Source organism: Nocardioides solisilvae (assembly GCF_003194625.1).
Lineage (GTDB): Bacteria > Actinomycetota > Actinomycetes > Propionibacteriales > Nocardioidaceae > Nocardioides > Nocardioides solisilvae.
This window is the reverse complement of sequence record NZ_QHKX01000004.1, coordinates 50,725-75,179: the sequence shown is the minus strand read 5'-3', so window position 1 is coordinate 75,179 and position 24,455 is coordinate 50,725. Positions and strand designations below refer to the sequence as shown.

The 24,455-nt window shown below is 73.8% G+C and carries 21 protein-coding genes; 3 read left to right on the top strand and 18 right to left on the bottom strand.

Features of this window, described 5'->3' with window-relative positions; translation table 11 throughout:
* Positions 1–31 precede the first annotated feature (31 nt).
* The 8 genes from DNK53_RS15565 to DNK53_RS15530 all read right to left on the bottom strand — a co-directional run bounded on the left by DNK53_RS15565 (position 32) and on the right by DNK53_RS15530 (position 5,877).
* The gene (locus DNK53_RS15565; protein WP_110183266.1) at positions 32–412 is read right to left on the bottom strand and encodes a DUF3037 domain-containing protein; all 381 of its coding nucleotides are present in this window, start codon (positions 410–412) and stop codon (positions 32–34) included.
* A complete protein-coding gene (locus DNK53_RS15560) occupies positions 409–1,170 on the bottom strand; it encodes a HipA family kinase (RefSeq protein WP_110183265.1) in 762 nt (253 codons plus the stop codon). The genes DNK53_RS15565 and DNK53_RS15560 overlap by 4 nt, the downstream gene beginning before the upstream one ends.
* Positions 1,167–2,030 (bottom strand): PPK2 family polyphosphate kinase, encoded by an 864-nt coding sequence (locus DNK53_RS15555; protein ID WP_110183264.1) that lies wholly within the window; start codon positions 2,028–2,030, stop codon positions 1,167–1,169. The genes DNK53_RS15560 and DNK53_RS15555 overlap by 4 nt, the downstream gene beginning before the upstream one ends.
* A gap of 9 nt (positions 2,031–2,039) precedes the next feature.
* Positions 2,040–2,630, bottom strand: coding sequence for a regulatory protein RecX (locus DNK53_RS15550; RefSeq protein ID WP_110183263.1), 591 nt, complete (start codon positions 2,628–2,630; stop codon positions 2,040–2,042).
* Positions 2,620–3,672 carry a recombinase RecA gene (gene recA / locus DNK53_RS15545; RefSeq protein ID WP_110183262.1) on the bottom strand — a complete coding sequence of 351 codons (1,053 nt, stop codon included), beginning with the start codon at positions 3,670–3,672 and terminating at the stop codon, positions 2,620–2,622. The genes DNK53_RS15550 and recA overlap by 11 nt, the downstream gene beginning before the upstream one ends.
* 156 nt (positions 3,673–3,828) lie before the next feature.
* Entirely contained in the window at positions 3,829–5,127 is a 1,299-nt protein-coding gene (locus DNK53_RS15540) for an MFS transporter (RefSeq protein WP_239456580.1), read from the bottom strand.
* The gene (locus DNK53_RS15535; RefSeq protein WP_110183261.1) at positions 5,124–5,315 is read right to left on the bottom strand and encodes a DUF3046 domain-containing protein; all 192 of its coding nucleotides are present in this window, start codon (positions 5,313–5,315) and stop codon (positions 5,124–5,126) included. The genes DNK53_RS15540 and DNK53_RS15535 overlap by 4 nt, the downstream gene beginning before the upstream one ends.
* A 19-nt stretch (positions 5,316–5,334) precedes the next feature.
* On the bottom strand, positions 5,335–5,877 hold the full coding sequence (locus DNK53_RS15530; RefSeq protein WP_110183548.1) for a DinB family protein: 543 nt from the start codon (positions 5,875–5,877) through the stop codon (positions 5,335–5,337).
* A 39-nt stretch (positions 5,878–5,916) separates the two neighbouring features.
* Between DNK53_RS15530 and DNK53_RS15525 the strand changes: the two genes are divergently transcribed.
* Positions 5,917–6,426: a GNAT family N-acetyltransferase gene (locus DNK53_RS15525; protein WP_162599981.1), complete on the top strand. Its 510-nt coding sequence runs from the start codon at positions 5,917–5,919 to the stop codon at positions 6,424–6,426.
* A gap of 49 nt (positions 6,427–6,475) precedes the next feature.
* Here the strand turns inward: DNK53_RS15525 and DNK53_RS15520 are convergent, their stop codons facing one another.
* Genes DNK53_RS15520 through DNK53_RS15510 form a run of 3 tightly spaced genes read right to left on the bottom strand, consistent with a single transcriptional unit; the run spans position 6,476 to position 9,053 of the window.
* Complete coding sequence (locus DNK53_RS15520; RefSeq protein ID WP_110183259.1) at positions 6,476–7,291, bottom strand: ABC transporter permease; 816 nt, start codon at positions 7,289–7,291, stop codon at positions 6,476–6,478.
* A complete protein-coding gene (locus DNK53_RS15515; RefSeq protein WP_110183258.1) occupies positions 7,291–8,127 on the bottom strand; it encodes an ABC transporter permease in 837 nt (278 codons plus the stop codon). The genes DNK53_RS15520 and DNK53_RS15515 overlap by 1 nt, the downstream gene beginning before the upstream one ends.
* Positions 8,127–9,053, bottom strand: coding sequence for an ABC transporter ATP-binding protein (locus DNK53_RS15510; protein ID WP_239456579.1), 927 nt, complete (start codon positions 9,051–9,053; stop codon positions 8,127–8,129). The genes DNK53_RS15515 and DNK53_RS15510 overlap by 1 nt, the downstream gene beginning before the upstream one ends.
* 78 nt (positions 9,054–9,131) lie before the next feature.
* Between DNK53_RS15510 and DNK53_RS15505 the strand changes: the two genes are divergently transcribed.
* Positions 9,132–13,652 carry an ATP-dependent helicase gene (locus DNK53_RS15505; RefSeq protein ID WP_110183257.1) on the top strand — a complete coding sequence of 1,507 codons (4,521 nt, stop codon included), beginning with the start codon at positions 9,132–9,134 and terminating at the stop codon, positions 13,650–13,652.
* A complete protein-coding gene (locus tag DNK53_RS15500; RefSeq protein WP_110183256.1) occupies positions 13,645–14,430 on the top strand; it encodes a DNA-formamidopyrimidine glycosylase family protein in 786 nt (261 codons plus the stop codon). Before DNK53_RS15505 ends, DNK53_RS15500 begins: the two co-directional genes overlap by 8 nt.
* A gap of 30 nt (positions 14,431–14,460) precedes the next feature.
* Here the strand turns inward: DNK53_RS15500 and DNK53_RS15495 are convergent, their stop codons facing one another.
* From DNK53_RS15495 to DNK53_RS15465, 7 genes are all read right to left on the bottom strand, one after another.
* Positions 14,461–14,769 carry a helix-turn-helix domain-containing protein gene (locus DNK53_RS15495; protein WP_110183255.1) on the bottom strand — a complete coding sequence of 103 codons (309 nt, stop codon included), beginning with the start codon at positions 14,767–14,769 and terminating at the stop codon, positions 14,461–14,463.
* A gap of 50 nt (positions 14,770–14,819) precedes the next feature.
* Entirely contained in the window at positions 14,820–15,359 is a 540-nt protein-coding gene (locus tag DNK53_RS15490) for a CinA family protein (protein ID WP_110183254.1), read from the bottom strand.
* Between the two features lie 94 nt (positions 15,360–15,453).
* Positions 15,454–17,736: a bifunctional metallophosphatase/5'-nucleotidase gene (locus DNK53_RS15485; protein WP_110183253.1), complete on the bottom strand. Its 2,283-nt coding sequence runs from the start codon at positions 17,734–17,736 to the stop codon at positions 15,454–15,456.
* 70 nt (positions 17,737–17,806) lie between these two features.
* Entirely contained in the window at positions 17,807–18,448 is a 642-nt protein-coding gene (pgsA, locus tag DNK53_RS15480; RefSeq protein ID WP_110183252.1) for a CDP-diacylglycerol--glycerol-3-phosphate 3-phosphatidyltransferase, read from the bottom strand.
* The gene (rimO, locus tag DNK53_RS15475; RefSeq protein WP_204163974.1) at positions 18,445–19,875 is read right to left on the bottom strand and encodes a 30S ribosomal protein S12 methylthiotransferase RimO; all 1,431 of its coding nucleotides are present in this window, start codon (positions 19,873–19,875) and stop codon (positions 18,445–18,447) included. The genes pgsA and rimO overlap by 4 nt, the downstream gene beginning before the upstream one ends.
* 93 nt (positions 19,876–19,968) lie before the next feature.
* Positions 19,969–21,861, bottom strand: coding sequence for a helix-turn-helix domain-containing protein (locus DNK53_RS15470; RefSeq protein WP_110183250.1), 1,893 nt, complete (start codon positions 21,859–21,861; stop codon positions 19,969–19,971).
* Positions 21,858–24,443: a DNA translocase FtsK gene (locus DNK53_RS15465; RefSeq protein WP_110183249.1), complete on the bottom strand. Its 2,586-nt coding sequence runs from the start codon at positions 24,441–24,443 to the stop codon at positions 21,858–21,860. Before DNK53_RS15465 ends, DNK53_RS15470 begins: the two co-directional genes overlap by 4 nt.
* Positions 24,444–24,455: the final 12 nt, after the last annotated feature.

The window sequence follows — 24,455 nt, the reverse complement described above, 5'->3', positions numbered from 1 at the left end:
CCGGTCGGGTGGGCGGACCGCAGAGGACCGCTCACCGGACCAGCCGCGCCAGCAGGTGCGCGAGCTGGGCGGCCGGGTCGGCGGTGACCCCGCCGTGGACCGGCCCGGGCTGCAGCACGGTGGACCGGGGAGCCTTGAGAAAGCCGAACCGCGTCCCCAACGGCTTCGTCGCCACCGCCCCCACGCGCGGGTCGCCGGCGCAGACGCCCGCCAAGAAGTCCAGGGCGGCGCAGACCCGGTCGACGTCGAGCCCCGGGTCCAGGGCGAGCAGCCGCTCGCGCGGCGCGCTCCAGGCCACGTCCAGGAAGTCGGCGGCCTGGCAGTGCAGCACGACGCCGACGTTGAGGAACTCCTCGCGCTCCGGGCGCGGCACGCACCGCAGCACGACGTACTCGTAGGCCAGCGGACTCATCGCCCCTCCCCCGGCAGCCAGGCGCGGCTGCCCAGCCGCGCATCCAGGAAGTCGACGTACGCCGCCCGCAGGGTCTCGGGCCGCGTCTCGGGGACGAATCCCAGCCACTCGTCGGGGACCAGCGCGACGACCTCGGCGAAGACCTCCCGGGAGAGGACGCCCCGGGCGTGGGCGTCGGCCAGGGCAAGGCCCGGCAGCGCGGACTCGAGGACGTGGTCGGTGACGTCCCACGGCTGGTCGGCGAAGCGGGCCGGGTCGGTCACCCGCGTGCCCCATGCGTGGTGGAAGTAGAGGGAGGCGCCGTGGTCGATCGCCCACACGTCCCCGTGCCAGAGCAACAGGTTGGGGTTGCGCCAGCTCCGGTCGACGTTGGCGGTGAAGGCGTCGAGCCACAGGATGCGAGCCGCCACCTCGGGGTCGGTGGCCTGCTCGCCGTCGAAGCCGAAGGCGCCGGGGAGGAAGTCGACGCCCAAGTTGAGCCCGACGCTGGCCACCAGCAGGTCCTGGACCTCCTCGTCGGCCTCGTAGCGGGCGATCTCGGGGCCCAGCTCCAGCGCCACGAGCCGCGGCGTGCGCAGGCCCAGCCGACGCGCGAGCTCACCGGCCAGCACCTCCGCGACCAGCACGCGCACTCCCTGCCCGGCGCCGCGGAACTTGCAGACGTAGACCCCGAGGTCGGCGGCCTCGACCAGGCCCGGCAGGCTTCCCCCCTCCCGCAGCGGGGTGACGTAGCGCGTGACTCCGACCCGGGGGATCACCGCACCACCGTCGCGGCGAGCCGGGCCTTCTCGGCCTCGACGTCGAAGTCCGCGGTCGGCCACCCGAGGTCGAGCCCGCGCAGCACCTCGAGCAGCAGCTGGCCCACGGCCAGGTTGCGGTACCACTTGTGGTCCGCCGGGACGACGTGCCACGGGGCGGCGTCGGTGTGGGTGCGCCGCAGCGCCGTCTCGTAGGCCTCGCGGTAGGCGGGCCACAGCTCCCGCTCGTCCAGGTCGCCCGGCTCGTACTTCCAGTGCTTCTCGGGGTTGTCGAGGCGCTCCTGCAGCCGCTCGCGCTGGACGGCGGAGGAGACGTGCAGCATGCACTTGAGCAGGACCACCCCGGAGTCGGCGAGCTCGGCCTCGAAGTCGTTGATCGCGCCGTAGCGGCGTTCGAGCTCGGCGGCAGGGGCGAGCCCGCGGACACGGGCGATCAGGACGTCCTCGTAGTGGCTGCGGTCGAAGACCCCGATGTGGCCCGGGGTCGGCACCCGGGACCGGATCCGCCAGAGGAAGTCGTGCGCCAGCTCCTCGGGCGTGGGCGCCTTGAAGCTGGTGATCTGCAGGCCCTGGGGGTCCACGAGACCCAGCGTCTTGCGGATCACTCCCCCCTTGCCGCTGGTGTCCATCCCCTGCAGCACCAGCAGCAGCCGTCGCTGCGAGCCGGTGGTGCGGTTGGCCCACAGCCGCTCCTGCAGATCGGCCAGCTCGTCGCCCAGCGCGGCCAGGGCCGCCTTCCCGGCGTCCTTGTCGCCGGCGAAGCCGCGCGTGGACCCGGCCAGGGCCTCGTCCAGCACCACGTGCTCCGGGTCCACCCGCAGCGCGGAGGTGTCCAGCGGGACAGGGGTGTCGTCGGCCATGGGGGAACCCTAGTCCGTCCGGCGGGCGGCCTCGAGCTCCTCCCGGACCACGGCGAAGGCCGTGCCGCTGCCGTAGCCCTTGCGCGCGAGCATCCCCACCAGCCGGCGCGTCGCCACCTCGCGGTCCAGGCGTGCCATGCTGCGCATCTTGCGCCGGACGAGCGCCCGGGCGGCCTCCACCTCGTCGTCGGGGTCGATCTCGGCGACGGCCTCCCGGACCACCTCGTCGTCGATCCCCTTGCGCCGCAGTTCCTGGGCCAGGGCCCGGCCCGCGAGCCCCTTGCCGGGTTGGCGGCTGGCGATCCAGGCCCGGGCGAACGCCTCGTCGTCGACCAGCCCGACCTCCTCGAACCGGTCGAGGAGCCGCGTCGCGACGTCGTCGGGCACGTTCTTGGCGGCGAGCTTGTCGGCGAGCTCCTTGCGGCTGCGCGCCTGCCCCGTGAGCTGGTCGAGCAGGATCTTGCGCGCCACCGCCTCGTGGTCGGCCGGCGGGCCGGCCTGGACCGGGTCCTCGGGGAGCTCCCCGGTCCAGGCGGCCACACCGTGGTGGACGTCCCCGCGCCAGGCGGGGTCGTGCCGACCCGGTCGCTCAGAAGTCACTGACCCCGATGGGCTCGTCGGAGAGGTCGTCGCCCGGGGCGTCGACCTGCGGACCCACGCCCAGCTTCTCGAGGATGCGCTTCTCGAGCTCGTTGGCGAGGTCGGGGTTGTCGCGCAGGAACGAGCGCGCGTTCTCCTTGCCCTGCCCGAGCTGGTCGCCCTCGTAGGTGTACCAGGCGCCGGCCTTGCGGACGAGGCCCGCCTCGACGCCCACGTCGATGAGCCCGCCCTCGCGGCTGATGCCCTTGCCGTACATGATGTCGAACTCCGCCTGCTTGAACGGCGGCGCGACCTTGTTCTTCACGACCTTGACCCTGGTCCGGTTGCCGACCATCTCCTGGCCGTCCTTCAGGGTCTCGATCCGGCGGACGTCGAGGCGGACCGACGAGTAGAACTTCAGCGCCCGACCACCCGTCGTGGTCTCGGGCGAGCCGAACATGACGCCGATCTTCTCGCGCAGCTGGTTGATGAAGATCGCCGTGGTGCCGGAGTTGTTCAGCGCACCCGTCATCTTGCGGAGCGCCTGGCTCATCAGGCGCGCCTGCAGGCCCACGTGGCTGTCGCCCATCTCGCCCTCGATCTCGGCACGGGGCACCAGCGCCGCGACCGAGTCGATGACGATCAGGTCGAGGGCACCCGAGCGCACCAGCATGTCGGCGATCTCCAGGGCCTGCTCGCCCGAGTCGGGCTGGGAGACCAGGAGCGCGTCGGTGTCGACCCCGAGGGCCTTCGCGTACTCCGGGTCGAGCGCGTGCTCCGCGTCGATGAAGGCCACGATGCCGCCGGCGGCCTGCGCGTTGGCCACCGCGTGCAGCGCGACCGTCGTCTTTCCGGAGGACTCCGGACCGTAGATCTCCACGACCCGGCCGCGGGGAAGGCCACCGAGCCCGAGGGCCACGTCGAGCGCGATGGCGCCGGTGGGGATCACCTCCAGCGGAGCGCGGGTCTCGTCGCCCAGTCGCATGACCGAGCCCTTGCCGAACGACTTCTCGATGTTGGCGAGGGCAGCGTCCAGCGCCTTCTCGCGATCTCCACCAGCCATGTCTGTGCCCCAATTCGTCTCGTCGGTGTGCCAGGTACGTCGTCGACGCTAGGGGGAGCCACCGACAAGCCTGATCAGCCGTGTCGTCGCTGTGGAGAACCTCGCCCCGCGTCGTACCTGCGGAGCCACCCTAGCCCGAACAGGTGTTCGAGCGTGTCAGCGGGCTTCGGCGTGTCGGACCCACTGCGGCACCAGTGCCGCCGCCAGCACCACCACGGCGGCGAGCACCGCGGCGAGGCCGGCGAGCACCGGGTAGCCCCAGGCCCCGACCACCACTCCCGCGCCCGCGCTCGCCGCCCCCGCCGTGAGGCTCATGGTCATGTCCGCCGCTCCCTGGACGTCCGCCCGCGACGCCAGGGGCGCGTGGTCGACGACCAGGGTCGAGGCCGAGATCGTGACGCAGGACCAGCCCAGGCCCAGCAGGAAGAGCCCGGCGAAGATCTGCCACGACGTCCCCTCCGGGGCCAGCGCGCACAACGCCAGCGACACCAGGAGCACCACTCCCCCGGCCCCCAGGACGGGCGCCCGCCCTGCCCGGTCGACGGCCGTCCCCACGAACGGCGAGAAGGCGAACATCCCGAGCACGTGGACCGAGATGACGAAGCCGATCACCTCGAGCCCCGCCTCGCCGTGCTCCATGTGCAGCGGCGTCATCACCATCACCGCCACCATCGTCGCGTGCGCGGCCGACATCCCCGCGGTGGCGACGCCCAGCACCGGGCGCTCGCGCAGGGCCTCGACGACCCGGCCCCAGGACGTCGTCGCGGGGCCGGCGGGCGTCACGACCGGCCCCGTGTCCAGCTCCGCGGCCGCGACCTGCCGGGCCAGCAGGAGCGGGTCGGGACGCAGCAGGAGGAGAGCGGCGCCCGCCGCCACCGCCATGCCGACCGCGCCCAGCACGAAGGGACCCGTGAGGCGGGGCACCCCCAGCACCTCCGCCAGCGCCGACGCCGGACCGGTGAGGTTGGGACCCACCACGGCGCCCAGCGTCGTGGCCCACACGACGACCGAGAGCGCCCGCGCACGGCTCGACGGCGGCGCGAGGTCGGTGGCGGCGTACCGCGCGGCGTTGTTGGAGGCGGTGGCCGCGCCGAGCAGGACCATCCCGACGAGCAGCACGAGCATGCTGCCCCAGACCCCGGCCAGCACGGCGAGCACGGCGCCGACCGCCGCCACGACGTACCCGGTGACGAGCCCGACGCGGCGGCCGGAGCGGGTCATCAGGCCGGCCAGCAGCCACGCCGCGGCCGCCGTCCCGAGCACCTGGAAGGTCTGCGCCAGGCCCGCCAGCCGCTCGGACCCGGAGAGGTCGCGCGCGAGCAGCGAGGCGGTCGCGATGCCGATGGTCATGCCCAGGGCGCCCAGCGCCTGGACCAGGACCAGGGTGGCCACCGTGCGCCGCTGCACGACGGCGACGTCGGGCAGCGCCGCCGTCTCCTGCGCGGGGTGCGTCACTTGTGGCTGTCCGGCAGCTCGAGCGCCTCCCGGACCGCGGCCCAGACCTGCTTGGGCGGCACCCCGGCGTCCAGCGCCTCGTTGACCGTGCGGGAGCCCAGCTCGGGCATCACGAAGAGCTCGGCCCACGACCGGGTCTCCGCGCCCTTCACCTGCTCGAGGCGCTCCCAGAACTCGGTGTACCTCATGCGCGGGGCACCCGGATGCTCACAGCGGGCGCCCGACGTCATGGAGGTGGTGCAGCACGTCGTGCAGGTGGTACTGCCCCAGCGTGCGCAGGGTGAAGGCGCTGCCGTTGCTGCGCAGGCCGGTGTGCGCCTCCTGCTCGGGCGTCGCGGCCGCGTAGAGCCCGGCCACCGTGCCGGCGGCCCCGAGCAGCTCGAGCTCGACCTCGACGGGGTCCTGCTCCGCGTAGCGCCCCGCCAGGGCGGCGGCGTCCTGGTCCCAGTTCGCGAACCGGACGCCGTCCTCGGCCAGCACGGCCCGGACCCTCTCGGCGAAGACCAGGTGGACGTCGCGCACGTGGCAGGCGTACTCCAGGGGCGACCACCGGTCCGGCGCGGGGCGGCGCCGGGCCGCCTCCGGGTCCCGGAGGGCGTCGCCCAGGGCCAGCGAGCTGCGCCGGAGCAGGTCGGGGAGCTCGGCGACGCCCAGGGCCGCCGCGTCGGTCCCGCACTCGGGGCAGGGCCGCTCCAGCACCCAGGTCCAGTCCTTGGTGTCGGGCGGCGGGGGGCCGAAGCGGTCAGGCACCCGCACATTGAACCAGCCGCACCTGAGACCATGTCGCCCATGCCCACCTTCTCGACCCGATCGGCGGCCGAGCGCGACCTCGCCGTGATCTCCGACATCTACACGCACGCGGTGGAGCACTCGACGGCGACGTTCGACCTCGAGCCCCCCGACCTGGACTACTGGCGGGCGCGGCTGGACGGCCAGCACCCCGGCGACCACCTGCTGGTGGCGGTGGACGAGGACGACCGCGCCGTGGGCTACGCCTACTCCTGGTCGTTCCGGCCCCGCCCCGCCTACGAGCTCACCCGGGAGACGTCGATCTACCTGGACAGCCGGGTGCGCGGCCTGGGCGTGGGCCGGATGCTCTACCCGGCGCTGCTGGAGACGATGGCGGTCTCGGGGGTGCACACCGCGGTGGCGCTGGTCGCGCTGCCCAACCCCGCGAGCGAGGCGCTGCACCGCGCCGCCGGCTTCGAGAAGGTCGGCGAGATGAAGGAGATCGGCTTCAAGTTCGACCAGTGGATCGACATCGCCTGGTACCAGAAGATGCTCGTCACCCTGCCCTGAGGCACGCTTCCCACGAGCCGGGTCCGCGGGATCCCGGGCGTCGCCTGCCTCAGGTGAGCAGCAGCTTCCCGAGCCGCCGGCGCACGACCGCGAGGCCGACCAGTCCCATCGCCAGCAGGTAGACCACGCTGACCGCCGAGGCGGCCGAGAGGTGGCCCGTGGTCAGCTCGCGGCAGAGCACGACGCCGCGGTAGAGCGGCGTGGCCTCCACGAGCCAGCGGACCACCCCGTCGCCGTACGAGCTGAGCGGGAAGAAGGTCGCAGAGAAGAGGAACAACGGCAGCTGGGCCAGGGTGATCTTGTCGAAGTCCTGGAACGACTTCATGTACGTCGTGAGCGCCATGCAGACCGCCGAGAACGCGAAGGCGATGAGCACGGCCGCCGGCAGCGCCAGCAGGCCCCACCACGACTCCACCAGCCCCATGGCGGCCATCACCAGCAGGAAGGCCGCGGAGTACGTCGACCCGCGGATCAGGCCCCACGCGATCTCGCCGCGCGCCACGTCGGCCGGGGTCAGCGGGGTCGCGAGCATCTGGTCGTAGAGCTTGTCGTACTTGAGCTTGAAGAAGACGTTGTACGTCGAGTCCATCAGCGCCCCGTTGAACGCCGACGCGGCCAGCATCCCGGGCGCCACGAAGGCGGCGTACGGGATCTCCCGGCCGTCGACGACGAACCCCTCGACCAGCGCGCCCACCCCGATGCCGATCGAGAACAGGTAGAAGACCGGCTCCAGGAATCCGGTGAGGAAGAGCTTCCAGGCCGACCGGTAGGTGATGAAGTTGCGCAGCACCAGCACCCCCGCCGCCTGGGCGGGGCCGAGCCGGGTCGCCCGCTGCGTCGTCCGCTGCGGGACCACGGCCGCCATCAGACGGCCATCCGTCGCTCGAGGCCGGTGACCGCCAGCCGCCAGCCGACGGCGGCCACCGCCGCCAGCACCAGCACGTGGAGGAGGGCCAGGGGCCAGTCGACGACGTCCAGGCAGAGCATCCGGGTCAGGCTCACGCCGTGCCACAGCGGCGTGGCCCGGGCGACCCACTCCAGCACGGGACCGAGGTTGGCGACGGGGAAGAACGCGCCCGAGAAGAGGGTCAGGGGGACGACGCCCAGCCGGTGCACGAGGCCGAAGGACTGCTCGTTGCGGACCCGCACGCTGAAGGCCATGACACCAGCGGCGAAGGCGGCGCCGAGCAGGACCAGCCCGAGCCACGCCAGGAGCGGCCCCCACCAGGAGCCGAAGACGCCGAAGGGGGCGAGCACGAGGAGGAAGACGGCGCTGGCGGAGGCGACCTTGCTGACCGCGAAGGCGAGCTGGCCGTTGACGACGTCGCGCACCGAGAGCGGAGTCGCCACCTGCGCCCAGTAGGTCTTCTGCCACTTGATCCCGCCCATCACCGGATAGGTGGTCTCCCCCACGGCGACCTGCATGACGTGGGCGGCCACGAGGCCCGGCACGACGAAGGCGAGGTACGACGTGGCGCCCTCGAGGCGGTCGGGCCCGGCGTCGACGAACCCGCCGAGGAGGACGCCCATGGCGACGACGTAGAAGAGCGGCGCGACGAAGCTGGAGACGACCCCGCCCCGCCACGTCCGGCGGTGGACGGTCCACCAGTAGTCGAGCTGGCGGGCCAGGCCCTCGCGGGCGGTCAGCCGGTCGCCGGCGCCCAGCGCCAGCGCGCCCTCGGGGCGGGTGGTGCCCGCCATCAGTCCACCAGCGATCGGCCGGTGAGGGCGAGGAAGACGTCCTCGAGCGTGGAGCGCCGGACCAGCACCGCCTGCGGGGTCAGCCCGCGCTCGTGGACCCTCGCCAGGACCTCCTCGCCGTCGTCGGAGTAGACGAGCAGCCGGTCGGGGAGCACCTCGAGCCGGGTCCCCACGTCGGCGACCTTCTCGGCGATCCGCTCGTTCTCCCCGATCCCGAAGCGCAGCTCGGCCACCTCGCGCGTGGAGTGCTCCCGGATCAGCTGCTGGGGGCTCCCCTCGGCGACGATCCGCCCCTTGTCCATCACCACGAGCCTGTCGCAGAGCTGCTCGGCCTCGTCCATGTAGTGCGTGGTCAGGACGAGCGTGACGCCGGCGTGCTTGAGGCGGTAGAGCTGCTCCCAGAGGACGTGCCTGGCCTGCGGGTCCAGCCCGGTGGTCGGCTCGTCGAGCAGCAGCAGCTCGGGCGAGCTCACCAGGCTGCGGGCGATGGTGAGCCGGCGCTTCATGCCGCCGGAGAGGTCCTCGACCCGCGCGCGGCGCTTCTCGGTGAGCTGGACGAACTCCAGCAGCTGCTCCGCCCGGTCGCGCACCTCCGCGCGCGGGATCCCGAAGTAGCGCCCGTAGACGTAGAGGTTGTCGAAGACGTTGAGCTCGTTGTCGAGGGTGTCCTCCTGGGGGCAGACCCCGAGGCGGGAGCGGATCGCCGGACCGTCGACGGCCGGGTCCATGCCGAGGATCCGCAGCTCGCCGCCGCTGACCGGGCTGACCGCCGCCACCATCCGCATGGTGCTGGACTTGCCGGCGCCGTTGGGGCCGAGGAAGCCGAAGGTCTCGCCCCGGGCCACCTCGACGTCGATCCCCCGGACCGCCTCGAAGTCGCCGAAGCTCTTGCGCAGCCCCCGCGCCGAGATCATGGAGTCGCTCACCCGCCGACCGTACAAGAGCGATGCGGCGGCGGACCGCAGCGCGGCGCCGGTGTGGGTGCCGGGTGTCAGGATGACGGGGTGCCGGTCCTCGACGCCTTCAGCGCCCCCACCCGCGAGTGGTTCCGTGCGGCCTTCGCGGAGCCGACGGCCGCCCAGGAGGGCGCGTGGGAGGCGATCCGCGGCGGCCGTCACGCGCTGGTGGTCGCGCCGACGGGCTCGGGCAAGACCCTCAGCGCCTTCCTGGCCGGGATCGACCGCCTGCTCACCGAGGAGCCGCCGGAGCCCGCGCGCCGGTGCCGCGTCCTCTACGTCTCCCCCCTCAAGGCGCTCGCGGTCGACGTCGAGCGCAACCTGCGCGCCCCGCTGACCGGGATCCGGCACACCGCGGCCCGGCTCGGCGCGGAGCTGCCGGAGGTCCGGGTGGGCGTGCGCTCGGGCGACACCCCGGCGGCCGAGCGCCGACGGCTGAGCACCTCGCCGCCCGACATCCTCATCACCACCCCCGAGTCCCTCTTCCTCATGCTCACCAGCCAGGCGCGGGAGTCGCTGCGCGGGGTGGAGACCGTCATCCTCGACGAGGTCCACGCCGTCGCGGGCAGCAAGCGCGGCGCCCACCTCGCGCTGTCCCTCGAGCGGCTGGACGCGCTGCTCCCGGCGCCGGCGCAACGGATCGGGCTGAGCGCGACCGTCCGCCCGCTCGAGGAGGTCGCCCGTTTCCTGGGCGGCCACGCGCAGGTGGAGATCGTCGCCCCGCCCAGCGAGAAGACCTGGGACCTGCAGGTCGTGGTCCCGGTCGAGGACATGACGGCCCCCGAGGAGTACGACGAGGAGTCCGGCGACCCGCGTCGCAGCCAGTCCCTGTGGCCCCACGTCGAGGAACGGGTCGTCGACCTCGTGGAGCAGCACCGCTCCACGATCGTCTTCGCCAACTCCCGCCGGCTGGCCGAGCGACTGACGGCGCGGCTCAACGAGATCGCCGTGGAGCGCGCCGCCGACCCGGACCCCGGGGCCGACGGAGGCAAGGGGGCCGAGGGTGCCACGAGCCGGCCGCCGGCGGAGGTGATGGCCCAGGCCGGGGCCACGCAGGGGGCGGCTCCCGTGCTGGCCAGGGCCCACCACGGCTCGGTCTCCAAGGAGCAGCGGGCCGTCATCGAGGACGACCTCAAGCAGGGCCGGCTCCCCTGCGTGGTCGCCACCAGCAGCCTCGAGCTCGGCATCGACATGGGGGCGGTCGACCTCGTCATCCAGATCGAGTCGCCGCCGAGCGTCGCGAGCGCGCTGCAGCGGGTCGGCCGCGCCGGCCACCAGGTCGGCGAGACCAGCCGCGGCGTCCTCTTCCCCAAGCACCGCGGCGACCTGGCCCAGACCGCGGTGGCGGTCCAGCGGATGCGGTCGGGCCAGATCGAGAGCCTGCGCGTCCCGGCGAACCCGCTCGACGTGCTCGCCCAGCAGGTGGTGGCCGCGACGGCGGTGGACGAGTGGGACGTCGAGGAGCTCTACGCACTGGTGCGCCGGGCGGCGCCGTTCACCTCGCTCCCCCGCAGCGCCTTCGACGCCACCCTCGACCTGCTGAGCGGCCGCTACCCCAGCGAGGAGTTCGCCGAGCTGCGCCCGCGCATCGTCTGGGACCGGGTGACGGGCCGGCTCACCGCGCGTCCCGGCGCGCAGCGCCTGGCGGTGACCAGCGGCGGGACCATCCCCGACCGTGGGCTCTTCGGCGTCTACCTCGTCGGCGACGGTGCGGGTCGGCGCGTGGGCGAGCTCGACGAGGAGATGGTCTACGAGTCCCGGGTCGGCGACGTCTTCGCGCTGGGCGCGAGCAGCTGGCGGATCGAGGACATCACCCACGACCGCGTGCTGGTCACCCCGGCCCCCGGCGTGCCGGGCAAGCTGCCCTTCTGGAAGGGCGACGGCCTGGGTCGGCCCGCCGAGCTCGGCGCAGCCATCGGCGAGCTCTGCCGCGAGCTCTCCTCGATGCCGGTCGCGGACGCGGTCGCCGAGGCGCAGGGGCACGGGCTGGACACGTTCGCCGCCACCAACCTCGTCCACTACCTGACCGAGCAGCGCGAGGCGACCAACGCCGTCCCCCACGACCGCCAGCTCCTCGTCGAGCGGTTCCGCGACGAGCTCGGCGACTGGCGGCTGGTGCTGCACTCCCCCTACGGGATGCCGGTGCACGCACCCTGGGCGCTGGCGATCAACGCGCGCCTGAGGGAGCAGCACGGCGTCGACGGGCAGGCGATGGCCGCCGACGACGGCATCGTGATCCGCGTCCCCGACAGCGACCAGGAGCCGCCGGGCGCCGAGCTCGTCGTCTTCGAGCCCGAGGAGGTCGAGCAGCTCGTCACCGACGAGGTCGGCGGGTCCGCCCTCTTCGCCAGCCGGTTCCGGGAGTGTGCCGCCCGCGCCCTGCTGCTGCCCCGCCGCGACCCCGGGCGCCGCAGCCCGCTGTGGCAGCAGCGGCAGCGCAGCGCCCAGCTGCTGGAGGTGGCGGTCAAGTACCCCTCCTTCCCGATCGTGCTGGAGGCGGTCCGGGAGTGCCTGCAGGACGCCTACGACCTACCGTCGCTGCTGCGCCTCCTCGGCGCGGTGCAGCGCCGGGAGGTCGCCGTCGTCGACGTCGCCACGACGCAGCCCTCCCCCTTCGCGCGGACCCTGCTCTTCGGGTACGTCGCGCAGTTCCTCTACGAGGGCGACTCGCCGCTCGCCGAGCGCCGGGCCGCCGCCCTGAGCCTCGACCAGTCCCTGCTGGCCGAGCTGCTGGGCCGCGCCGAGCTCCGCGAGCTGCTGGACCCCGACGTGCTGGCCGAGGTCGAGGCCGACCTGCAGTGGCTCAGCGAGGAGCGTCGCGCCCGGGACGCCGAGGGCGTCGTCGACATGCTGCGGCTGCTCGGCCCGCTGACCGTGGCCGAGGTGCGCGAGCGGACCCGCGAGGGCTCACCGGTGGAGGCCTGGCTCGCCGAGCTGGCGGCGAGCCGCCGGGTCGTTGAGGTGCGGATGGGCGGGCAGCAGGTCTGGTGCACGATCGAGGAGGTCGCCCGCCTGCGGGACGGCCTGGGCGTGCCCGTCCCGCAGGGGACGCCGGTGGCCTTCACCGAGGTGCAGGAAGACCCCGTCGGCGACCTCGTGGCCCGCTACGCACGCACGCACGGCCCCTTCACCACGGAGGCGGTGGCTGCCCGGTTCAGCCTGGGCGAAGCCGTCGCCCGGCACACGCTGCAGCGGCTGGCCGCCCGCGGGCGCGTGCTGGACGGCGAGTTCCGCCCCCAGGGCACGGGCCCGGAGTGGTGCGACGCCCAGGTGCTGCGCCGGCTGCGCCGACGCTCGCTGGCGCGGCTGCGCCAGGAGGTCGAGCCCGTCACCCCCGACACGCTCGCGCGGTTCCTGCCCGCCTGGCAGAAGGTGACCACCACCCGGGGCGCGCTGCGCGGCGTGGACGGTGTGGTCACCGCGCTGGAGCAGCTGGCCGGCTGCTCCGTGCCCGCGAGCGCGCTGGAGCCCCTCGTGCTGGCGGCGCGGGTCCGCGACTACCAGTCGGCGTACCTCGACGAGCTCACCGCCTCGGGCGAGGTGCTGTGGTGCGGGCACGCGGCGCTGCCCGGCAGCGACGGATGGGTCAGCCTGCACCTGGCCGACCAGGCCCACCTGACACTCCCCGACCCGTCGGAGGAGGAGCTCGACGAGCTCCAGCTGCGCGTGCTCGAGGCGCTGGCCCCGGGTGGGGCCTTCTTCTTCCGCCAGCTCTCCGACCAGGTCGGCTCCACCTCCGACCAGCGGTTGTCGGCGGCCCTGTGGGGCCTGGTCTGGGCGGGCCACGTCACCAACGACACCGTCGTCCCGCTGCGCGCCCTGGTGCGTTCCGGCACGGCCTCGCACCGCACCCGACGCGCCCCGCCGCGGACCGGGCGGATGCCGATCCGCAGCGGCCCGCCGGAGACCGCCGGGCGCTGGTCGCTCCTGCCGGCCAGGGACGCCGACCCGACCAGGCGGGCCCACGCCCTGGCCGAGCACCTGCTGGAGCGGCACGGCGTCGTCACCCGGGGCGCCGTCTCGAGCGAGCGGGTCACGGGCGGGTTCGCGGGCGTCTACAAGGTCCTGGCCGCCTTCGAGGAGTCCGGTCGCTGCCGTCGGGGGTACTTCGTGGAGGGCCTGGGCGCCGCCCAGTTCGGCACGGCGGGTGCCGTGGACCGGTTGCGGACCTTCTCCGACACCGACCGCGGCACGTCGCCACCCGAGGCGGTCGCGCTCGCGGCCACCGACCCGGCCAACCCGTACGGCGCCGCGCTCCCCTGGCCCGAGACCTCGGGGCACCGCCCCGGGCGGAAGGCGGGCGCCCTCGTCGTGCTGGTCGACGGGCACCTCACGCTGTACGTCGAGCGCGGGGGCCGGACGCTGCTCACGTGGTCCGACGAGCCCGCGCGGCTGGAGCCCGCGGCTAGAGCGCTCGCGGAGTCGGTCCGCGGCGGGGCGCTGGGCCGCCTCACCGTCGAGCGGGCCGACGGCTCCCAGCTGCTCGGTGCCGGAGAGACCCCGCTGCGCCACGCCCTGCGCGACGCGGGCTTCGTGGCCACGCCGAAGGGGCTGAGGATCCGTGCCTGAGGGGGACACCGTCTGGCGGGCCGCACGGCTGCTGGACCGCACGCTGGCCGGCCGCACCCTGACGGCCACCGACTTCCGGGTCCCCCAGCTGGCGACGCGCGACCTCGCCGGGGCGACCGTGCGGCACACGGCGAGCCGGGGCAAGCACCTGCTCACCCGGATCGAGGCGGACCGCGCGTGGACCCTGCACACCCACCTGAAGATGGAGGGCGCCTGGCAGGCCTACGGCCCGGGACAGCGGTGGCGGCGTCCGGTGCACACCGCCCGGGTGGTGCTGGAGGCGGGCGAGCGGACCGCCGTGGGCTTCTCCCTCGGGATCGTGGAGCTCGTGCCCACAGGCGACGAGCACGAGGTCGTCGGCCACCTCGGACCCGACCTGCTCGGTCCCGACTGGGACGAGGCGGAGGCGCTGCGCAGGCTCACCGAGGACCCCGACCGCCCCCTCGTCCACGCCCTGCTGGACCAGACCAGGCTGGCGGGGATCGGCAACATGTACGCCGCCGAGCTGTGCTTCACCAGCGGCGTCCGTCCGACCACGCCCGTCGCCCGGGTGCCCGACCTGACCCGGCTCGTGCGGCGCGCGAAGCTGATGCTGGAGCACAACAAGGAGCGCGCCGAGCAGTCGACCACGGGCGACCTGCGACGCGGACGACGGACCTGGGTCTACCGGCAGCGCCAGTGCCTGCGCTGCGGGACGACCGTCAGCGTCGAGCAGTCGGGTCCGCCGGGCAAGGAGCGGGCGACGTACTGGTGCCCGCGGTGCCAGCCCGACCGCTGACGCTGAGCAGAGCCCGCGCGACGAGCCCGGTCAGGCGGCCGAGGCGACGACCTCGCGGTCGGCGACGGGGCGGGCCACCTCGAGCGACGTGGTGGCTGCCAGCGCCTCCTCGTGGGCGACGGCCACGCTGGCGTCGCGCAGGACCGACGAGAGCGGTACCTCGAGCGCGGCGCACAGGGACGCCAGGAGCTCGGAGGACGCCTCCTTCTGGCCGCGCTCGATCTCGCTGATGTAGCCGAGGCTCACCCGGGCCTCCGCGGAGACCTCGCGCAGCGTCATGCCCAGCTCCATCCGCTTGTGGCGGAGGACTTCGCCGAGCGAGCGACGAAACAGCACCATGCGCGCGTCCTTCCAGGGTTCGACTCTGGGCCCCACGCTACCGGAACCCCTCAACCGGCGTCCTCCGCCACGGCGATCTCCAGCAGGCGGAGTGCCTCGCGGCAGGTGGCGGCGCGGACCCCGGTACGGTCCCCAGGCAGCACCAGGGAGTGCGAGCCGGCCCCTGCGGGGCCGGCCAGCCCCACGAAGACGGTGCCGACCGGGTGGCCCTCCTGGGTCTCGGGCCCCGCCACACCGGTGGTGGCCACCCCCCAGGTGGCGCCGAGCAGGCGACGCACCCCCGCGGCCATCTGCTCCGCGCAGCGGGCGGAGACCACGCCGTCGCGCCGCACCACCTCGTCGTCCACCCCGAGGACCTCGACCTTGACCTCGGTGGCGTAGGAGACGACGCCGCCCCGGAAGACGACGGACGCACCCGGCACGGCGGTGACCGCCGCCGCGAGCTGGCCTCCGGTGAGCGACTCGGCCACCGCGAGCGACCAGCCGCGGTCGGCCAGCCGTCGCAGCAGGGGGCGCACGAGCGCCTCGGTGCCGACGGGGACGTCGTCGGGCACGTCGGCGGGGGCATCGGGCCGGTCGAGCTCGCTCATGCCCCGATCCTAGGGACGCGACGAGGGGCCCGGGTGCGTGCACCCGGGCCCCTCGCCCCCTGCTCCCGCGGCTCCTCGGGGAGCCGCGAGACCGTCAGCGACGGTTCACGCGGAGGTTGTAGCTCTTCTTCTGCGGGTTGTACTTGTTGTTGCCGAGGTACTTGGCCCGCACGGTGTAGACGCCGGGCTTCGGCAGCCGGGGCAGGCGGACGTTCACCTTGCTGCGCGGCTTGCCCTTGACCTTGGCCAGCTTGCCGAACGCCTTGGCCTTGTAGCCCTGGCCCTTGACCACGACCTTGACCCGCCCGGCCACCTTGCCGTCGTTGTTCGCCTGGACGACGACCTTGACGCGCGGACGCGTCTTGCCCGCCTTGACGACCTTCGGGAAGACGCGGACCTGCTTGATCTTCGGGCGGGTCTTCCGCAGCTCGCGGGTGACCGTGGTGCCGGAGGGCTGTGCGACCAGCTCGATCGCCTGGGCGGCCGGCGCGGCGAACTTCACGGTGGCGGCCCCGTCGGTGACGGGCACCGTCTTGATCACCTTGCGCTTGCCGTTGGCGCGGACCCGCACGACCTCGACGCTCGTGTTCTTCGGAGCGCCGGTCGAGGCGAGGTCGAGGCCGGAGAGCTTCGTCCGGACCCGCGCACCCATCGTCACCTTGCGCGGCTTCAGGTCACGCACCTCGACCTGCTGCTTGGCGAAGTCGGGGCTGACCGGGTGGTCGCGCAGGTACTTCATCCACACGTCGCGGTCGACCAGGCCGGTGTCCTTGGCGGTCCCGTCCCGGAAGGCGGTGAAGTTGTCGCCGCCCGCGCCGAGGAACGAGAAGGTGGAGACCCTGTAGACCTTCTTGCTGTCGAGCCACTGGTCGTCGATGCGCACGGAGGTGATGCGCTCGCCGGCCGGCTGGGTCGAGTCGTAGGTCACCTCGACGTTGTCCGACAGGCCCAGGTGCAGGAACGGACGCCCGGCGCCGGCGGGCTGCCACTGCTGCTCCAGCACCCGCCGCAGCTGGGCACCGGTGAGCTCGACGGTCCAGATGTTGTTGACGAACGGCAGCACGTCGTTGGCCTCGCCGTAGGTGATCACCCCGTCGGTGTTGGCGGGGTTGCTCGCCGGGTCGCCCTGGAAGCGCAGGTCGGCGCGCAGGCCACCCGGGTTCACGATGCCCAGGTCGGGGTCGGCCACCTCGGCCGGCACCCCGTCCCGCAGGGCGTTGGCGACCAGGTCGCCGAGGGTCGACTCGGCCCCGCGGTCCTCGACCGGCTTGCCGCTGGCGTCGACGCCGGCGTAGGCGCGGGTCACGTCGGCGGTGAGCCTGCCGATCGGCTGGTTGCCGATCTCGGCTGCCTTCGCCTGCGCGGCCTTGACGATCTGGTCCACCTGAGCGACGACCGGGTTGGCCAGGTCGGCCTCCTTGGCCGCGGCCACGTTCTCGGCCTGGTACGACTTCACGTCGCCGGTGGCCGCGTCCACGGTCAGGGTGACGTGGCCGACGTTGGCGGCGTACTCACCGGTCTGCAGGATCGGCCGGGTGCCGCCGCCGGGCTTCGGGGCGTCCCAGGCGTAGACCTGGTGGGTGTGGCCGTTGAAGATCGCGTCCACGCTCGCCGGCAGCTGCGCCATCCGCTGGAACTCGCCGGCGGTGGCGGCCTCCTTCGCGTAGTCGGAGCCGGTCCCGTGGGCCGCGCCGGAGTGGAAGGTCGCGACGATCACGTCGGCCTCGCCGTTGGCCTCGTTGCCGTCGCTGAGCTTGTCGGCGACCCGGGTGACGGCCTGCACGGGCTCACCGAAGGTGAGGTCCGCGACGCCGCCCGGGCTGACCAGCGACGGGGTCTCCTCGGTGACCGCACCGACGACGGCGACCGTGAGCTCGCCGACGGTGAACTCGGCGTACTCCGGGAGGACCGGGGTCTGGGTGCCCTTCTGGTACACGTTCGCGCCGAGGTACTTCCACTTCGCGTTGGTGTTGTTGGCGATGACCCGGTCGCGCAGGTCGGCCCAGCCACGGTCGAACTCGTGGTTGCCGACGGCCGAGGCGTCGAGGCCGAGCGTGTTGAGCACGTCGATGGTCGGCTGGTCGTTGGAGACCGCCGACGTGAACTCCGAGGCGCCGATGAGGTCGCCCGCACCCACGAAGAGGTCGGAGTCGGTCTCCGACGCGTTGCGGAGGCTCTCGACCGTGGTCGCCCACTTGGTCGTGCTGGAGTTGATCCGGCCGTGGAAGTCGTTCACCCCGATGAGGTTGATGACGACGTCGTCGGCCGCCGCGGCCGGCGAGGCGGTGACCGCCACGACGCTGAGTGGTGCTGCTACCAGCCCCGTGATGATCGCCGTCGCCGAGAAGCGGCGGCCCGAGCTTCTGATCGCTGACACAGTCTGTTCCCTTGTTCGGTGGACAAGTGATCCTGGCCACCATAACCAGAGGGACGGGTGTGAAAGCCAGTCAGAGGCTCCGAGTGCCTGCCTCCGAGGCGCGCGCCGACCGGTGCCGGCGGACGTCCCGGACGAACTCCCAGCCCGACCACAGCGTCATGGCGACGGCGCCCGCGAGCACGACCTGGCCGAGGAGGAAGAGCAGCTCGCCCGGGGTCCCCCAGGCGTCGAACGCGCCTCCGTGCGCCTCCCCGTGGGGCAGGGGCCACAGGAGGAGGCCGAGCGCGAGACCCTGCAGCATGGTCTTGACCTTGCCGCTCTGGGACGCGGCCATCACCACGTCGGAGAGCACCGAGAGCCGCAGCAGGGTGACGCTCCACTCCCGCACCAGGACCACGGCCGTCACCCACCACCAGACGTCCCCGACCAGCGAGAGGCCGATGAAGGCCATGCCCGTGATCGCCTTGTCGGCGATCGGGTCGGCGATCTTGCCGAAGTCGGTCACGATGTCGTACTTGCGGGCCAGGTCGCCGTCGATCTTGTCGGTGATCATGGCGACCGCGAAGAGGGCGAAGGCGACCCATCGCCACGTCACCGAGTCGCCGCCGTCCTGCAGCAGCGCCCAGCCGAAGACCGGCACGAGCAGGATCCGCAGCGTCGTCAGCGCGTTGGGCACGTTGAGGTTGCTGGTCCGTCGCGCCTCGGCGGTCATCGGACAGCCCCCTGCACCCGGGCCACCAGGTCCACGCCCACCGTGTCCACGACCTCGGCCCGCAGCAGGTCTCCGACCCGCGCTCCCGCCGGGGCGCCGGTGAGGGTCGTCGTGCCGTCCACCTCGGGGCCCTGGTGCCGGGCGCGGCCCTCGACCACGCCGTCCTCGACCGACTCGACCAGCACCTCGACCTCCTCCCCCAGCCGCTCCTCGGCGCGCTGGGCAGTCAGCTCCTCCACCAGGGCGGTCACGTGCGCCACCCGCGCGGCGACCTCGTCGGCGTCCAGCTTGCCGTCGTAGCCCTCGGCCTCGGTGCCGTCCTCGTCGGAGTAGCCGAAGACGCCCGTGACGTCGAGCCGCGCGGCCTCCAGGAAGTCGCACAGCACCTCGAGGTCGTCCTCGGTCTCCCCCGGGAAGCCCACGATGACGTTGGAGCGGACGCCGGCCAGCGGCGCCTCCCCGCGGACCCGCTCCAGGAGGCCCAGGAAGCTGTCGGGGTCGCCGAAGCGACGCATCCGGCGCAGCACCGGCGCGCTCGCGTGCTGGAAGGACAGGTCGAAGTAGGGCACGACGCCCTCGGTGCCTGCGATCGCCTCGACCAGGCCCTGCCGGGTCTCGGCGGGCTGCAGGTAGGAGACGCGCACCCAGTCGATCCCGTCGACCGCGGCCAGCTCGGGGAGCAGCGTCTCGAGGAGTCGCAGGTCGCCCAGGTCCTTGCCGTAGGAGGTGGAGTTCTCGCTCACCAGGAAGAGCTCGCGCACCCCCTGCTCGCCGAGCCACCGGGCCTCGGCGAGCACGTCGGACGGGCGACGGCTCACGAACGAGCCGCGGAACGCCGGGATCGCGCAGAAGGCGCACCGGCGGTCGCAGCCGCTCGCCAGCTTGAGCGGCGCCATCGGGCCACCCTCCAGCCGGCGGCGCAGCACCCGGGGCCCGCTGGCGGGCGCCACGGCGGGGTCCAGGTCGGGGACCGCGTGCCCGGGCACCGTCACGTCCGCCACCGCCGCCCGGTCCACCGGGGAGATCGGCAGGAGCCGACGGCGGTCGGACGGCACGTGCGGGACGTGCTTCTCCCCCGCCACGATCGAGCGCAGCCGGGCGGCGATCTCGGGGTAGTCGTCGAACCCGAGCACCGCGTCGGCCTCGGGCAGCGACTCGGCGAGGTCCTGGCCGTACCGCTCCGCCATGCAGCCCACGGCCACCACCGCGCGGGTCGTCCCGTGCGCCTTGAGGTCGGCCGCCTCCAGCAGCGTGTCGACCGAGTCCTTCTTCGCGGCCTCCACGAAGCCGCAGGTGTTGACCACCACGGTCTCCGCGGACTCCGGGTCGGCCACCAGCCGGAAGCCGTCGGCCTCCAGGCGTCCTGCCAGCTCCTCGGAGTCGACCTCGTTGCGGGAGCACCCGAGGGTCACCACCGCCACACTCATCGGCGCCCCTGGGGCGTCCGTCCTCTGCATGGTCATAGGAGGTCGAGTATGCCGTCCCGGACCCCGCGGAGCGGATTCGCCGGGCCCGTGACGTCAGTCGCCCGCGTAGGTGCCCTGCGCCGCGATGCCCGGCTCGCCCACCGGGCCGCGGTCGACACCGTTGACCTGGACCGTGACGGCGCCGTCGCTGGACTGGACCCGCACGGGCGGGGAGGCGTCCACCGTCCGGCTGTCGCCGATGGCGAGGTTGCCCTGGAAGACCACGGCCCCGGAGCTGTCGCGCACCACGACTCGGGCCCCTCCCGCGGGCGCGGCCACGACGATCGGCACCGGGTCGGCCGCCACGGCGCTGCCCGCGTGCGGGCCGCCGGAGCCGTTGAGGACGGGGGCCTGGGTGAGGTCGGACGGCGTGTCCATCACGAGGCGGGCCACCGACCACGCCAGCACCAGGGCCATCACCGCCGCCACCAGGATCGACCAGTTCGCACCGCCGCGGGTCCCGCGGATCGGGCCGTGCGCCCCGGTGGCGAGCTCCGCCTCGAAGACCCGTCGCGGGTCGATCGGGGCGTGGGCGTAGCGCTCCTCGTAGGTCGCCAGCAGCGGGGCCACGTCGACCCCGAGCACCCGGGCCAGGGTCCTGAGGTGTCCCCGGGCGTAGAAGTCCCCACCGCAGGGGACGAAGTCGTCGACCTCGAGGGCCTCGATCACGTGCGGGCGGATCCGGGTCCGCTCGGCGAGCTGGTCGACCGAGAGCCGCAGCCGGGTGCGCGCGGCCGCCAGCTCGGGACCGACCACGGGGTCGCGCGCCGGCTCCACGGCGAAGTCGTCGAAGACCACGGGGGCCACCGGGTGGCCGCCCCGGGCGATCGGCCGGACGCGGTCGCCCCACGTCTGGGTGTCCTCCACCAGCTCCACCGCGGAGGGCAGCACCACGGTCTCGTCCTGCGCCGCGTCACGGCGGACCTCCGCACGCGCGGGCTGGGCCACCTCGCGCCCCGGCTCGGGGGCCGGCGACGCCTCGAGCGACCCGGCGAGCGCCTCGTCCGACGCCTCCGGAGAGACCTCGTCCGCGACGCCGTCCGACCCGGCCTCGTCCGCTTCGACGTCGTCGGGCGACACCTCCTCCGTGCGCGTGCGGCGGCGGCCCAGCGGGGCCGAGACCCGCGTCAGGGCACCGGCGAGCAGCGGACGCGGGTCGCGCAGGCGCGGCGTGCGCGCGGCCCCGGACTCCTCCGTGCCCTCCGTGGACGGCTCGGCACCGGCCGGCGACGCCCCCCGCTCCGCAGACGTCGAGGACGACGTGGGCTCAGCGAGCTCCGCGGCCTCCGGGGCGGCCGTCGCGAGGTCGGCCGTCGCGTCGGCGTCTGCCGCGCCCGAGCGCGCCTGCGGCGCGTGGACGACGACCTCCGCGCCCCGGTCGGCCAGCCGGGTGAGCGCCTCGGTGACGTCGACCCCCTCGCTGCTCACGCGGGTGGTGAGGCCCAGCGGCAGGGCGAGCGGACCGCCGTACATCCGGGTGGCGACCTTCGCCTGGCGACTGCCGGACCGGTCCAGCTCGGCGAGGAGCAGGTCGGGGTTGCGGGGCACGACGACCAGCCGGCCGTCCCGCAGCAGGCCGCGACGGGGCGTGTGCTCGACCCGCTCGACGGCCGACCAGGGCAGCCCCCGCCACGTGCGGCCGAGCCGGACCCGGACGCCCTGGGCGTCGGCGACGAGCAGCGGGGTGCGGGCGTCGAGGAAGGACGCGAGCCACGTGCCGGCGAGGACCCCCATCACCCCCACCAGGGCCCAGTCGAGGATCGTGCCGGTGCTCGTGGCCCGGGCCAGGTAGGCGATCGCCACGGCGGCCGACAGGCCCCCGACGGCGGCGGCCAGCCCGGCGTTGCGGCGGACCTCGACGAGTCCGGCGGCCAGCCGCAGCGCCGGACCGTCCGTCCCGTCCCCGGCGCCGGCCTCGTGGTCGAGGTGCTCCTCGGCTGCGCTCATCGCTCCCCCTCCAGTGTCGCGATCACGGAATCGATCTCGTCGGGCTTGACCAAGACGTCCCGGGCCTTCGAGCCCTCGCTCGGGCCGACCACGCCGCGGCTCTCCAGGATGTCCATGAGCCGACCCGCCTTGGCGAAGCCGACCCGCAGCTTGCGCTGCAGCATCGAGGTCGAGCCGAACTGCGTGGAGACCACGAGCTCGATGGCCTGGACGACCAGCTCCATGTCGTCGCCGATGTCGTCGTCGAGCTCGCGCTTGGCAGACGCCGGCGCGGTGACCTCCTCGACGTAGGTCGGCTCGAGCTGGTTCTTGCACGCCGCCACGACCTGGTGCACCTCGGCCTCGGTGACCCACGAGCCCTGCACCCGGACGGGCTTCGAGGCGCCCATCGGCAGGAAGAGCCCGTCACCCTGGCCGACCAGCTTCTCGGCACCCGGCTGGTCGAGGATGACCCGGCTGTCGCCGAGGCTGGAGGTGGCGAACGCGAGCCGGGACGGCACGTTGGCCTTGATCAGTCCGGTGACGACGTCGACCGACGGGCGCTGGGTCGCGAGGACGAGGTGGATGCCCGCCGCGCGGGCCAGCTGGGTGATCCGGACGATCGCGTCCTCGACGTCCCGCGGGGCGACCATCATGAGGTCGGCGAGCTCGTCGACGATGACCAGGAGGTAGGGGTACGGCGAGAGCTGGCGCTCGCTGCCGGGCGGCACCTCGACCTTGCCCGCCCGGACCGCCTTGTTGAAGTCGTCGACGTGCCGGAAGCCGAAGTTGGCCAGGTCGTCGTAGCGCATGTCCATCTCGCGCACCACCCACTGGAGGGCCTCCGCGGCCTTCTTGGGGTTGGTGATGATGGGCGTGATCAGGTGCGGGATGCCCTCGTAGGCGTTGAGCTCCACCCGCTTGGGGTCGACCATGATCATCCGGACCTCGTCGGGCGTGGCCCGCATCATGATCGAGGTGATCATCGAGTTGATGAAGGACGACTTGCCGGAGCCGGTCGCACCCGCCACGAGCAGGTGCGGCATCTTCGCCAGGTTGGCGACGACGAAGCCGCCCTCGACGTCCTTGCCGAGGCCGGCGATGAGCGGGTGGTGGTTGGAGCGGGCGGTCTCCGAGCGGAGGACGTCGCCGAGGGAGACGATCTCCTTGTCGGTGTTGGGGATCTCGATGCCGATCGCCGACTTGCCGGGGATCGGGCTGAGGATCCGGACGTCGGCCGAGGCCACGGCGTAGGCGATGTTCTTCGACAGCGCCGTGACCTTCTCCACCTTGACCGCCGACCCGAGCTCGACGACGTACCGCGTGACCGTCGGGCCACGGGTGTAGCCGGTGACCTGCGCGTCGATCCCGAACTCCTCCAGCACCTGCTGGAGCCGGTCGACGACCGCGTCGCTCGCCTTGGAGCGGGCCTTGTGGACCGAGCCCGGCTTGAGCACGTCGCTGGCGGGCAGGGTGTAGGTGATGTCGCCCGACAGGGCGAGCTGCTCGACCCGGGGCGGCAGCGGCGTGTGCGGGGGCGGCTCGACCTCGCCGGTGGCGGCGTCGTCCTCGGCGGCCGCGGTAGCGGCGTCCAGGATCCCGAGCCCCGCGTCGCCCTCCTGCAGCGCGACGTCGACCGGGTCCGGCTTGCGCCGGCGCTTGCGCACCTCGCGCTCCTCGAGCACCGGCGAGTCGTAGGCGGGGTCGCCCATGTCCTCGTCGACCGGCAGGCTGCGTCGGCGCTGCCGCACGGGCCTCGCCTCCAGCCCGTCGGGCTCGGCCTCCGGGGCCGCGGAGCGGCCCAGCAGGCGGTCGCGCAGGGCCGCGAGGCGGACCGGGACCTGGTAGAGCGGCGTCGCGGTGATCACCAGGACGCCGAAGACGGCGAGCAGGGCCAGGAGCGGGACGACGACCCAGGGGGTGCGGAGCAGGTCGAGCAGCAGGCTCGAGACCACGAAGCCGACGGCACCGCCGGCCTGCTGCAGGTCCTTGGCGTCCCCCACGCTGGGCTGCGGGTTGCCGTTGGCGATGTGCACGATCCCCAGCACGCCCAGGACGAACGCCGACCAGCCGATCACCTGGCGCCCGGCCGGGCCGTTGTGCTCGGGGTCGCGCAGGGTGCGCCAGCCGAGGTAGGCCAGCCAGAGCGGGACCGCCCAGCCGACCTTGCCGACGCTGCCGGCGGTGAGGGAGCGGACGAGGTCCATGGCGCCACCGGGCGGCTGCCACCACACGGCGCCGGCGACCACGAGGGCCGCGCCGAGGAGGAACAGCCCGACGCCGTCGCGGCGGTGCGCGGGATCGAGGTCGCGGGCCCCGTGGCCGACGCTGCGGGCCGTGGCCCCCACCCCGTGGGCCAGGCCCAGCCAGGCCGAGCGCACGCCACGGCCGAGCGCGCCGAAGCCGCGCGAGACGGGTCCGGGCCCGTTGCGGACGGCACGGGGCGCGGGACGGCGCGCGGCGGACTTCGCGGGCGACTTCTGGGGTCGCGAGGGGCTCTTGCCGGCTCGGCTCGAGCCAGTACTCCGGGATCGGGCGCTCGAGGGCTTCTTGGACGCGCTCGAGCTCCGCGACCCCGGCGGGGAAGACGTACGGGTCGCCATGCTCAGGACAGT